This is a genomic window from Exiguobacterium sp. s125, from assembly GCF_018618605.1.
GTDB classification, from domain to species: domain Bacteria; phylum Bacillota; class Bacilli; order Exiguobacteriales; family Exiguobacteriaceae; genus Exiguobacterium_A; species Exiguobacterium_A oxidotolerans.
In genome coordinates, this window is record NZ_JACSMI010000007.1 from 110008 (window position 1) to 122281 (window position 12274).

Here is a 12274-nt window from a genome sequence, read left to right on the forward strand (position 1 = left end):
GATGAACGAACTCGGTTTAAAAGGCCGCGTCGTCGCGGTCATGGGACCTGTCATCGACGTTAAGTTCGAAGGACACTTACCGAACATCTACAACGCGCTTCGTATTCAATATACGCCGCAAACTGTAGAAGAAGTGGCTATCGACTTAACGCTTGAGGTCGCATTACACCTTGGTGACGATGTCGTCCGTACCATTGCGATGGATTCGACGGATGGTGTACGCCGTGGAGTGGAAGTCCTAGATACAGGCGCTCCAATCTCGGTACCCGTCGGTGAAGCGACACTCGGTCGCGTATTCAACGTACTCGGTAACCCAATTGATGAAAAAGAACTTGATGCAAGCGTGGAACGTCTTCCGATTCACAAAAAAGCACCAACGTTCGACAACCTTTCAACAAAAGTTGAAATTCTTGAAACAGGAATTAAAGTCGTTGACTTACTTGCGCCTTACATCAAAGGTGGTAAGATCGGTCTCTTCGGTGGTGCCGGTGTAGGTAAGACCGTCCTCATCCAGGAATTGATCAACAATATCGCCCAAGAGCACAGCGGTATCTCGGTATTCGCAGGTGTTGGTGAGCGGACACGTGAAGGTAATGACTTGTACCATGAGATGACGGATTCAGGCGTTATCAAACAAACAGCGATGGTCTTCGGTCAGATGAACGAACCACCTGGTGCACGTCTTCGTGTTGCCTTGACTGGTTTGACAATGGCTGAGTACTTCCGTGATGAGCAAGGACAGGACGTTCTTCTCTTCGTTGATAACATCTTCCGTTATACGCAAGCTGGTTCAGAAGTATCGGCCCTTCTCGGTCGTATGCCATCTGCCGTTGGTTACCAACCAACACTTGCAACAGAGATGGGTATGCTCCAAGAGCGTATCACGTCAACAAACAAAGGTTCGGTTACATCAATCCAAGCGGTTTATGTACCAGCCGATGACTATACTGACCCGGCTCCTGCGACGACGTTTGCTCACTTAGATGCAACGACGAACCTTGAGCGCCGTCTCTCTGAGATGGGTATTTATCCTGCCGTGGATCCACTTGCTTCTACATCACGTGCCCTTTCACCTGAAATCGTCGGTGAAGAGCATTACGCTGTAGCACGTCAAGTTCAGGAAACACTTCAGCGTTATAAAGAACTTCAAGATATCATCGCAATCCTCGGTATGGACGAGTTGTCGGAAGATGACAAGTTAAGTGTTCACCGTGCGCGTCGTATCCAGTTCTTCTTGTCGCAGAACTTCCACGTAGCTGAGCAGTTCACAGGACAAAAAGGATCGTACGTCCCAGTTAAGGACACGATCCGCGGCTTCAAAGAAATCCTCGATGGCAAACACGATGATTTGACGGAAGAAGCATTCCGTCTCGTCGGTCCGATCGAAGATGCGATTGAAAAAGCGAAGGCGCTTGTCTAAGTGACAAAGCATAAGGGGGACTTGAGATGAACACACTTCATGTCAATATCGTCACCCCGGATGGCGAAGTGTATGATGGCGATGTCCGTATGGTCGTTGCGAAAACGATAACGGGTGAAATCGGGGTCCTCCCGCACCACGTACCGCTCGTAACACCACTCGACATCAGCATCTTGAAGTTGCGCCACGAAGATGGCGGACGCACGTTGATCGCTATCAGCGGTGGCTTTATGGAAGTGCGCCAGGATACTGTAACGGTTCTTGCAGAAACAGCGGAGCAGGCAGATAAGGTCGATTATGACCGTGCTGCGGCTGCGAAGGTTCGTGCAGAACGACGTCTCCAGGACACGAAATTATCAGATCTTGAGTTCAAACGCGCAGAGCTTTCATTGAAACGGGCAATTAACCGTCTCGATTTAAAAGACTACGGTCGCGATTGATTCAAGTAAAAGACCCGGTTTCCCTCGTGGAAATCGGGTCTTTTTTTGTAGAAAACGTCAATTTAAAAGCGTTTTCTTTAGGATTAAGGCGATTCAGGTTTAAGATGGCGAAAAATAGTAAAAGTACCATATAGACCTCTTATTCACAAACTTTTCATCCTTACTTCTATAGAAATTGTGACAATCATCTTTAATAAATATATTTTATGCGCTAAAATAAATGCATATTGTGCTTTTTTGTTTGCGAAATCATTCATTTTGTGAAATCATGGTAAGGTTGAAGAAAACACGAAGAAGAGGTGCAAGCGCGTGACGTCAATTGGTTTAAGTGCTTTAGTGAGTATGCTCGTTTATGTAATGGCAATTGTTCTTGCCTGGTGGTCACTCTTACCAGTCAAGTGGGAAAAAATCCTCCAACATCCTAAAGGTCCACACGCCATTGCGTTACGGACGTTGCTTGCGATTGCACTCGGTTCCCTCGTCGGTCGCTTTTTGCTGGAGTATTCGGGATTCGCCCAACGTCTTCAATTTTTAGTAGGCTGAACTTGTAACTTCCTTGTAAACCCTAATTTGGTCATCTGAATTAGTATGGAAAAGGATAGTATTCTTATAATGAAGAAACACATTGATTATGACACTGAAAATCGTATTGGCTTTTGGCACGAGAGATAACTATAGGAAAGTTTCTTTCTATCATTCGTTGACTTTTCAACTATGATCAACACCAATCACGAATTGTACGAATAGAAAAGAAACGAAGCAGAGGAGTATGGGTAATGGAAAAAATTGTTGTCCGTGGCGGACGTAAATTAGCTGGAACAGTAAAAGTAGAAGGTGCAAAAAATGCAGTCTTAAAAACGTTGGTTGCGACATTGCTCGCATCAGAAGGTCAATCGGTCCTTCAAAACGTACCACGTCTTGCAGACGTCTATACAATCAACAATGTCTTACGGAACTTAAACGCACAAGTTGAATTCGATGCAGAAGCGAATACGGTTACCGTCAATGCAGAACCGGAACTAAAAGACGAAGCACCACTTGAATACGTTCGTAAAATGCGGGCATCGATTCTTGTCATGGGTCCACTCCTTGCACGTCTCGGTCGCGCACGCGTTGCGATGCCGGGTGGCTGTGCAATCGGATCACGTCCAATTGATCTTCACTTAAAAGGATTCGAAGCGATGGGCGCTAAAACAATCATCGGAAACGGTTTTGTTGAAGCACAAGTCGATGGTCGTCTCCAAGGTGCAAAAATCTATCTTGATTTCCCTTCTGTCGGTGCGACAGAAAACATCATGATGGCGGCAACACTCGCTGAAGGCACGACAGTCATCGAGAACGTTGCGAAAGAACCTGAAATCGTTGACCTCGCGAACTTCTTGAACGCGATGGGCGCGAAAGTCCGTGGCGCAGGTACGGAAACGATCCGTATCGAAGGTGTCGAAAAATTACACGGTGGCAACCACTATGTGATTCCAGACCGGATTGAAGCCGGAACATTCATGATTGCAGCTGCAATCACAGAAGGTGACGTCGAAGTCATCGGTGCTGAGCGTGAGCATCTTCGTCCATTGATCTCAAAAATGGAAGAGATGGGTGTTCAAGTATCGGATACAGAAGAAGGGCTTCGTGTTGTCGGACCTAAGAAATTGGTTGCTGTCGACGTGAAGACGATGCCACACCCTGGTTTCCCGACAGACGTTCAAGCACAGATGATGGCGCTTGTCTTAAAAGCTGAAGGAACATCGGTCATCACGGAAACGGTCTTCGAAAACCGCTTCATGCACGTGGAAGAATTCCGCCGCATGAATGCTGATATCAAAATCGAAGGACGCTCATCCATCATCACAGGTGGTGTTCAGCTTCAAGGAGCAGAAGTCTTATCAACAGACCTTCGTTCTGGTGCAGCGCTCGTCACAGCTGGTTTGATTGCTGAAGGTGAAACACGTGTCGGTGCACTCCATCACATCGATCGTGGATACGTTGACTTCCACTTGAAACTGCAAGCCCTTGGCGCAGATGTCGAGCGCATCACGGAAGAAACAGCGGTTGTCGAAGAAACGGCAGCGACAAAGCTTTAATCTTAAGCTATTATTCCATTTCATTAACGAGAGACGACTTTCTGAAAAAGAAAGTCGTCTCTTTTTGCTTGCCTGTGCTAAAATTGAAAGGTATGTATACATAAATGGGTTAGACGTCCAAACGACGTTCTAAATTATGGAATAATAGCCAGCTGGTAAAGGAGATCACGCGAGATGTTTTCAAAAGATATCGGAATTGATTTAGGAACTGCCAATGTCGTCATTCATGTAAAGGGAAGAGGAATTGTCCTCGATGAACCTTCAGTCGTCGCCATTGATAAAGCGACCGGCAAAATTCATGCAGTAGGTACGGAAGCACATTTAATGGTAGGCCGGACACCAGGAAACATCGTCGCGATTCGTCCGCTCCAAGATGGTGTGATCGCAGATTTCGAGATGACGGAAGCCATGTTACGTCACTTCATCGATAAAATTGAGGTCCGCAGCATGTTCGGTGGCGTTCGGATGTTGATTTGTACACCAGCGAGCATCACGACGGTCGAAGCAAAAGCGATTCGTCAGGCAGGAGAAAAATCGGGCGCGAAAACCGTCTTCCTCGAAGTCGAACCGAAAGTAGCCGCGGTCGGAGCAGGGATGGACATTTGGATGCCTGCGGGACATATGGTCATCGACATCGGTGGCGGGACGACGGATGTTGCAGTACTCTCGATGGGAGATATCGTCTGTGGCGAAACAATCAAAGTTGCAGGAGATCGATTTGATCACGATATCATTCGGGCAATCAAAGATCGGCATAAGTTAATCATCGGTGAACGGACGGCGCAAAACGTCAAGATGACGGTCGCAACGGTCTCAGAAGACGGACGTCAGGAAGAGATGGACATCCGGGGACGCAACCTCGTCACAGGGCTGCCGCATAACATTACGGTCAGCTCACAGGAAATTCATGAAGCACTCGCAGAATCAGCGATGGAAATCGTTGAAGCGACAAAACGGGTTCTCGAGAAGACACCACCGGAACTCGCAGCAGATATCATCGACCGCGGCATCATCTTAACGGGTGGTGGGGCATTACTCGACGGAATCGATCAGTTGTTGGCAAAAGAGCTTGGGTTACCAGTCTTGATTGCAGAAGATCCAATGTTATGTGTCGCACGCGGGACAGGCATCATGCTCGATAACTTAGGAAAATAAGAAATGTTTGTTTGGCACAAATCGTCAAGCGATGAGGTAACCGTTCACTTAATTGTGGGGGTTACCTCTTTTTATTTTGCGTAGAGAACGATTCAAGAATGTTGCGGGATAAAGATTCTTTTTTCCCGTAGGAGTCACGGGAAGCGAATCTTTTAGACAGATGCGTTTTTGTCGAATGCCGTTCTCGAACAGATCGGATTAGATTGCAGATAGACAAAGTACAGTGCCTTGAACGATTCAAGAATGTTGGGGGATGAAGATTCTTTCTTCCCGTGCTTTCCTCGGGCGAGGCGCAAGCCGTTGCTACTTGATCCTATCCGGATAAGTAGCAGGGTCTCGCTTGCCTCTGACAGCGCAAGAATTTCTTGCGCTTTTTCCCGTAGGAGTCACGGGAAGCGAATCTTTTAGGCAGGTGCGTTTCTGTCGAATGCCGTTCTAGAACAGATCGGTTAACGCGTGTCTGAGCTTCCATAGAAGTGAGAACGCCAATCGATAAGATGTAGCGCCTTAAACGGAAATAGGGATAACTTGAACAACTTGCTTCGAAAACGGTGAGACGCTTGAGGGAATCAGTGAACCTTGAAAAGGTTCACGAGCAAGCAAGGGGAGACCCTGCAGCTTTTGTAAAAAGCGAAGCGGCTTCCCGCTTGCCCCTAAGCAAGCGAACCGTGGTAGAAGCGAATGTTGTTCAAAACCCACGAGGTCACTGTACTGAATGTTGTTCAAAACCCACGAGGTCACTGTACTGAATGTTGTTCAAAACCCACGAGGTCACTGTACTGAATGTTGTTCAAAACCCACGAGGTCACTGTACTGAATGTTGTTCAAAAAAACGCACTTTTATGTGACCGCGAAAAAGACTTTCTAAAAAAAATATCAGAATAACGGTTGACGAAAGCCTGGAAAAAAGAGAGAATGAGAATGTTCTCAATGAGAATGAATATCATTATCTTTATAAGGAGACTACGATGTCGATTATAATTTGGGGAATCCTCCTCGTATGTGTCTCGATTGGCTCTATGTTTGTTGGTGTCGCTGACCTCGATTTAACAGAAATTTTATCTTGGAGCGAGACGGAATGGGAATTGTTCTTGATGAGTCGGATACCACGACTTTTAAGTATCTTATTAGCTGGAGCGGGTATGAGCATTGCGGGATTGATCATGCAACAAATTACACAAAACCGCTTCGTTTCACCGACGACGGCGGGAACAATGGATTTCGCGAAACTCGGAATCGTCGTTTCAATGATTGGCTTTAGTGATGCACATCCACTGATTAAGATGCTCATTTCATTTGGATTTGCGTTTGGTGGTTCGCTCTTGTTCATGCGGATTCTCGAACGGATCAAAATGAAGGACGTCATTTTCATTCCTCTCGTCGGGTTGATGCTCGGCAGTATCGTCGGTGCCTTGACGACGTTTCTCGCATTGCGGTTTAACTTGCTGCAAAGCTTAGAAGGATGGATGCAAGGAAACTTTTCGATGATCACAAAGGGACGCTACGAATTGCTTTACATAACTGTTCCGTTGCTGTTCGTCGCTTATCGTTATGCCCACCGGTTTACGATTGTCGGAATGGGCGAAGAATTTTCACAAAATCTTGGTATCTCCCATAAGCGTGTCATGCAGCTTGGGCTGGCGATTGTTTCATTGATCGCTTCAGCCGTGATTTTATCGGTCGGTGTGATTCCGTTTCTTGGTCTGATCGTGCCGAACTTGATTTCGATTTGGTACGGCGATCACTTACGAAAGACGTTACCGTTAACGGCTCTGTTCGGTGCCTTGTTCGTCCTCGTCTGTGACATTGCGGGCCGCCTGTTGATTGCACCGTATGAGATTCCGATTAGCTTGATGGTCGGGACGATTGGCAGTGGCTTGTTCCTCTACCTCTTGTTTAGGAGGGATCGTTATGGCTTATCGTAAACGGTTGATTTGGCTGGGCGTCCTCGCGTTATTATGCATGGTTGGCTATATGACGTTGAACTTACAAGGGGCACTCGGATATGTCATTCCAAGGCGCTTTACAAAGTTAGCAGCGATGCTTGTCACGAGTGTCGCGATCGGGGTCTCGACCTTGATTTTCCAAACCGTGACGATGAACCGGATTTTGACACCGAACGTCATCGGTCTCGATTCACTGTATATGTTGCTTCAAACCGGACTCTTGTTTTTGTTCGGCAGCTCAATCCTGCTTGAAGTCGGAATCGAAGTCCGATTCGTCGCAACGATTCTTTTGATGGTCGGTTTTGCGATCGTGCTGTATCAATTGCTGTTCCGAGGGGAAGGGCGGAACGTCTACTTCCTCCTCCTCGTCGGTCTTGTCTTCGGAACGTTTTTCGGTAGCATCACCTCGTTCCTTCAACTGCTGATGGACCCGAACGAATTTCAATTGTTGCAAGATCGCTCGTTCGCGAGCATCAACAACGTCGATTCGGACTTATTGATGTTAGCGACAGTCCTCCTCGTCTTGAATACGGCTTGGCTTTGGCGGTATGTCCGCTTCCTCGACGTATTGGCACTCGGACGCGACCATGCGATTAACTTGGGCATTCCGTATGAAAAAATCGTCAAACGTCTGTTAATCATCGTCGCCATCTATATTTCGATTGCAACGGCTTTAATTGGACCGATTACGTTTTTAGGGCTATTGATTGTCAACGTCGCCTATCAACTCATCCCGACGTACCGCCATCACGCTTTAGCGGTCGCGACAGTTTTACTTGGTGTGATCGCGTTAGTCGGGGGGCAGTTGATTGTCGAGCACGTCTTGAACTTCTCGACGACGCTCAGTGTCATCTTGAACTTGATTGGTGGTAGCTACTTTATTTATCTCTTGCTGAAAGGAGTCGACCGATGATTACGATTGACAACATCACAAAACGGTTCGGAACGAAGACCGTCGTCGAAGAGGCGACATTCACGATCCCGAAAGGTAAATTGACATCCTTCATCGGACCGAACGGTGCGGGTAAAAGTACGGTCCTCTCAATGATTAGCCGTCTCGCGAAAGCGGATGCGGGCGTCGTCACACTGGATGGGACGGCAATCAGTCAATTTCCGTCAGATGACTTGGCGAAGCGACTGTCGATTTTAAAACAAAGCAATCACCTCGGACTGCGTGTGACGGTCCGTGAGCTCGTCGGGTTTGGTCGTTTTCCGTATTCGAAAGGACGACTGACCGCCCTTGATCACGAGAAAATCGATCGGGCGATTGCATACGTCGGCCTCGAAGAGATGCAAGATAAACAAATCAACGCCCTCAGCGGAGGTCAGAAGCAACGTGCCTTCATCGCCATGGTAATTGCCCAAGATACGGATTATATCTTGCTCGACGAACCATTGAATAACCTCGACATGCGTCATGCCGTCCAGGTGATGAAGTTACTCCGGAAGCTCGTCGACGAGGAAGATAAAACGATCGTCGTCGTCTTACACGACTTGAACTTCGCATCCGTTTACTCGGATCAGATGGTCGCGATGAAAGAAGGACAAATCGTTGCGACGGGTCCGACAGAGCAATTGATGGAACAGTCGTTACTCGAAAACCTGTATGAAATGGATTTAACGTTGGAACAGATGGATGATCATAAAATTTGCCTCTACTATACTTAACATAAGGGAGATCAATTAACATGAAAAAGTGGTTCTTACTCGTTATTGCAATTTGTGTCGTCGCACTCGGTGCGTGTGGAAAAGGAACAAATGAATCAGCCGCTTCAAGCGACGAAAAAATGACAATCAAACATGAATTAGGTTCAACTGAGGTCGTCAAAGACCCGAAAAAAGTCGTCGTCTTTGATTTTGGTGCACTCGATACACTCGATGAACTCGGTGTCGAAGTGGCAGGTCTACCGAAAGAACTCGTTCCAGCCTATCTTAAGCAATATGAAGCAGAGCAGTATACGAACGTCGGAAGTTTAAAAGAACCAAACTTTGAAGCAATCAGTGAACTTGCACCAGACGTCATCCTGATCTCAGCCCGTCAATCGGAAATGTATAAAGAGTTCAGCAAGATTGCACCGACGATTTATGTAGGAATCGATACACAGGACTACATGACATCGTTCAAAGATAACGTCAACATGCTCGGTGAATTGTTCGGAAAAGAAGCAGAAGCGACAGCTGCATTAAAAGAAGTAGATGAAAAAATCGCGGCAGTCAAAGAGGATGCTAAAGAAGCACCTGAGTCACTTGTCCTGCTCGCAGGGGATAAGAGCATGAGTGCGTTCGGACCGGGCTCTCGTTTTGGCTTGATTTACGATGCATTTGGTTTAAAAGCAATCGATACGACTCTTGATCAAGCCGTCCACGGACAAGATGTCTCGTACGAATACATCGTCAAAAAAAATCCGGGCATCATCTTCGTCATCGATCGTGGAGAAGCAATCGGTGAAGGCGCAACGGCGAAACAAGCGATGGACAATGAATTATTGAAAAACGTCGATGCCGTCAAAAATAATAAGGTCGTCTACTTGAGTGGAGACGTGTGGTATCTGTCTGGTGGCGGTATCCAATCGATCGAAAAAATGTTGGAAGAAATCAAAACAGCACTGTAACAGCAAAAAAGCTCAATCCGTGAAGGACTGAGCTTTTTTTCATCGATAGCTGAAAGAATCTTGCCAATCAATCACTTCGTATTTTGCATGAACGCCTGATAGGCCTCAAAGTCATGATAGACGATGGCACGCGGGGGGAGGGATCTATTCATCGTCTGATTGACGAGTTGGTTCAAGGCTTGCCGTGACTGACCATAAAAGGTGATGCTCGGTGTCTCCGGTAGTTCCGTGAACTCGAGAGCGTACGACAGGTTGTGCTGGTAGTTTGCCGCATACAACGTATCGACGAGCGTGATGGCGGATAAGCCGTTTCCACCACCGTAGACAGTCCGGTAACTCATTAAGGTCACTTCGCTTGCAAGATCCATCGCCCAGGCACTGACAGGACGTCCGGAGACATCCGTGACCGTAGGAACCAAAACGGAAGAAAGAGTTGCGGTAGCCCTTCCATCGTTGCCCGCTCCTGAAAGGCAGTCAGGATTCGTTGATAAGAAGCGATAACGGCAGATTGATTCGTCGTCCACTCCGGTAAGGCCTACGGTTCGAGATCGACGCTGATTCCATCCGGATGCTGCATCGTCTCACTTTGATACAGGGTAATCCAGGCGAGCGGGTCTTCGGCATTCGGTCGGAAGGTCGCGCCTTCATTCGTAATCCAGCGTGGTTGTCCGAACAGGAAGTAAACTTCAATTCCTGCTGCATGCGCGGCCTCGACGAATGTTCGATAGAGAATCAGGTCCCCCTCCACAGCAACATGAAGATAGACACGCTTCATCTGCCGGTTGGCGAGCTGATTGATTTTCACGGGGATGGACTTCGCTTCCGGAATCGACCACATCACCGTATGGCGCTTGACGGCAGCAACAGACTGAAAAACGAGACGCAGACGAGACTGACGAGAAAACTAGTGTTCACTCCTTCTGCATGGTACTCCTACTATCGGTTCGTTTGCTTAAAATAGGTATCCATCAATAGTCTTTGAGACTATTGCATCAGTTCAAAACCTAGACATTTCACATTGTGAAGTGTATATTAGAAGTTGTTGCTTGACCTCGGAATTACCATTAAAAAGGAAGTGATGCCACAATGCCGTTGTGGAAAAGAAATTTAATCGTCGTGTGGATCGGGAGTTTTTTGACTGCCGCTGCACTCAGTCTCGTTTTACCGTTTTTGCCATTATTCATTGAAGAGCTTGGCGTCGATGGACGTCAGGAGATTACGACCTGGTCCGGGATTGCGTTCGGGGCAACGTTCCTCGTCGCCGCAATCGTCTCACCGATTTGGGGACGCCTTGCCGATAGAAAAGGACGGAAATTGATGTTACTCCGGGCAAGCCTCGGCATGTCGATTGTCATGTTTTTAATCAGTTTTGTGCAAGATGTGTATCAGCTTGTTTTCTTACGGCTCGTCATGGGAGCGGTCTCCGGATTCATTTCAGCCGGAATCACCTTGATTGCTTCTCAAACCCCGAAAGAGAAAAGTGGCTGGGCGCTCGGTACATTGTCGACCGGTGGGATTGCCGGTGGGTTGCTCGGACCTCTGATTGGAGGATTCCTTGCCGACATGATTGGGCTTCGACCCGTTTTTCTCTTTACGAGCGTACCGTTATTTTTGACGTTCCTCGTGACATATTTCTTCGTCAAAGAAGAATTCGTCCCGCTCGAAGTCAAAAAAATGGCTTCCGCGAAAGAAATCATTCAATCACTCCGTCATCCGGAGCTCATCTTGAGTCTATTCTTGACGACGTTCTTGATTCAGTTCGCAGCGCAATCCATCAGTCCGATTCTCTCGCTTTACGTGCGAGAGCTGAGTCCCGGAACGGAACGACTGGCGTTACTGTCGGGTATCGTCGCCTCAGCACCCGGGATTGCGGCATTGATTGCTGCCCAGCGGCTCGGACGACTGTCCGACAAGATTGGAGCGGAACGTGTCTTGTTCGTTGCCTTACTCGTCTTTGCCGCCTTCTTGATTCCGCAAGCGTTCGTCACAGATACGAGTCAATTGATCGTCTTACGGATGGGAATCGGATTTGCGACAGCGGCCTTGATGCCATCGGTCCAAGCACTGCTTCGTAAACACACACCAGCCAATGCGTCCGGACGAATCTTCGGTTACAATCAATCGGCCCAATTCATGGGAAACTTCCTCGGACCGCTCGCCGGTGGTCAAATCGCCGGTCATTTCGGTTTTGAAGCGTTGTTCCTGTTTACCGGTTTGATCGTCATCACGAATGCTGTCCTCGAACGGACGCAAACAGCGGTACTCAGTAAAAAACATTCCTAACACGGAACGCCTCTCCGGTCAGTAACCGGGAGGCGTTTTTTTTCATGTCAACGAAAAGAAGTCATCGAGTTTTTGTTGCTCCGAGTGTTCGAGTGCCTTCATCAAAAGGATGGACTGGGCACGTACTTTATAGTCGGCAGAATAATGGAACAGTCCATTGTCGAGTTCCGTGATCGCAAGCGGTTCGATGATCGTCCGTGGATGATTGACATCCTTCAATCGTAATGACAGCTCGATTTGGTGATCGACGGGCAAGTGAATCAAGGCTTGAATATTTCAATCAAGAGCTAGGACTTTCGGTTCAACTATTGTTCTCATTACCTTTTTTTGAAAAAAA

General features: G+C 47.5%; 13 protein-coding genes. 10 read left to right on the forward strand and 3 right to left on the reverse strand.

The window, feature by feature from the left end; genetic code table 11:
• Position 1 precedes the first annotated feature (1 nt).
• The 9 genes from atpD to KNQ05_RS14155 all read left to right on the forward strand — a co-directional run bounded on the left by atpD (position 2) and on the right by KNQ05_RS14155 (position 9654).
• On the forward strand, positions 2–1420 hold the full coding sequence (gene atpD / locus KNQ05_RS14115; protein WP_088837966.1) for a F0F1 ATP synthase subunit beta: 1419 nt from the start codon (positions 2–4) through the stop codon (positions 1418–1420).
• Positions 1421–1446: 26 nt separating this feature from the next.
• Positions 1447–1860 (forward strand): F0F1 ATP synthase subunit epsilon, encoded by a 414-nt coding sequence (locus KNQ05_RS14120; RefSeq protein WP_088837965.1) that lies wholly within the window; start codon positions 1447–1449, stop codon positions 1858–1860.
• A gap of 309 nt (positions 1861–2169) precedes the next feature.
• Positions 2170–2403, forward strand: coding sequence for a DUF1146 domain-containing protein (locus tag KNQ05_RS14125; protein WP_029331740.1), 234 nt, complete (start codon positions 2170–2172; stop codon positions 2401–2403).
• A 233-nt stretch (positions 2404–2636) separates the two neighbouring features.
• Complete coding sequence (gene murA, locus KNQ05_RS14130) at positions 2637–3941, forward strand: UDP-N-acetylglucosamine 1-carboxyvinyltransferase (RefSeq protein ID WP_029331739.1); 1305 nt, start codon at positions 2637–2639, stop codon at positions 3939–3941.
• A gap of 174 nt (positions 3942–4115) precedes the next feature.
• Complete coding sequence (mreB, locus tag KNQ05_RS14135; RefSeq protein ID WP_088837964.1) at positions 4116–5096, forward strand: rod shape-determining protein MreB; 981 nt, start codon at positions 4116–4118, stop codon at positions 5094–5096.
• 968 nt (positions 5097–6064) lie between these two features.
• Positions 6065–7021 carry an ABC transporter permease gene (locus tag KNQ05_RS14140; protein WP_214767757.1) on the forward strand — a complete coding sequence of 319 codons (957 nt, stop codon included), beginning with the start codon at positions 6065–6067 and terminating at the stop codon, positions 7019–7021.
• Positions 7008–7955, forward strand: a complete 948-nt coding sequence (locus KNQ05_RS14145) for an iron chelate uptake ABC transporter family permease subunit (protein WP_214767755.1) — start codon at positions 7008–7010, stop codon at positions 7953–7955. The genes KNQ05_RS14140 and KNQ05_RS14145 overlap by 14 nt, the downstream gene beginning before the upstream one ends.
• Positions 7952–8710, forward strand: coding sequence for an iron ABC transporter ATP-binding protein (locus tag KNQ05_RS14150; RefSeq protein WP_214802880.1), 759 nt, complete (start codon positions 7952–7954; stop codon positions 8708–8710). Before KNQ05_RS14145 ends, KNQ05_RS14150 begins: the two co-directional genes overlap by 4 nt.
• 20 nt (positions 8711–8730) lie before the next feature.
• On the forward strand, positions 8731–9654 hold the full coding sequence (locus tag KNQ05_RS14155) for a siderophore ABC transporter substrate-binding protein (RefSeq protein WP_088837960.1): 924 nt from the start codon (positions 8731–8733) through the stop codon (positions 9652–9654).
• A 71-nt stretch (positions 9655–9725) separates the two neighbouring features.
• Here KNQ05_RS14155 and KNQ05_RS15710 read toward each other — a convergent pair whose 3' ends face one another.
• Together KNQ05_RS15710 and KNQ05_RS15715 are read right to left on the reverse strand one after the other, a co-directional pair.
• Positions 9726–10073 carry a hypothetical protein gene (locus KNQ05_RS15710; RefSeq protein WP_251135102.1) on the reverse strand — a complete coding sequence of 116 codons (348 nt, stop codon included), beginning with the start codon at positions 10071–10073 and terminating at the stop codon, positions 9726–9728.
• 116 nt (positions 10074–10189) lie between these two features.
• Entirely contained in the window at positions 10190–10495 is a 306-nt protein-coding gene (locus tag KNQ05_RS15715; protein ID WP_251132525.1) for a hypothetical protein, read from the reverse strand.
• A 245-nt stretch (positions 10496–10740) separates the two neighbouring features.
• On the opposite strand from KNQ05_RS15715, the gene KNQ05_RS14165 reads away from it, so the two are divergent.
• Entirely contained in the window at positions 10741–11937 is a 1197-nt protein-coding gene (locus KNQ05_RS14165; RefSeq protein WP_088837959.1) for a multidrug efflux MFS transporter, read from the forward strand.
• Positions 11938–11979: 42 nt separating this feature from the next.
• Here the strand turns inward: KNQ05_RS14165 and KNQ05_RS14170 are convergent, their stop codons facing one another.
• Positions 11980–12201, reverse strand: a complete 222-nt coding sequence (locus KNQ05_RS14170) for a hypothetical protein (protein WP_088837958.1) — start codon at positions 12199–12201, stop codon at positions 11980–11982.
• Positions 12202–12274 lie beyond the last annotated feature (73 nt).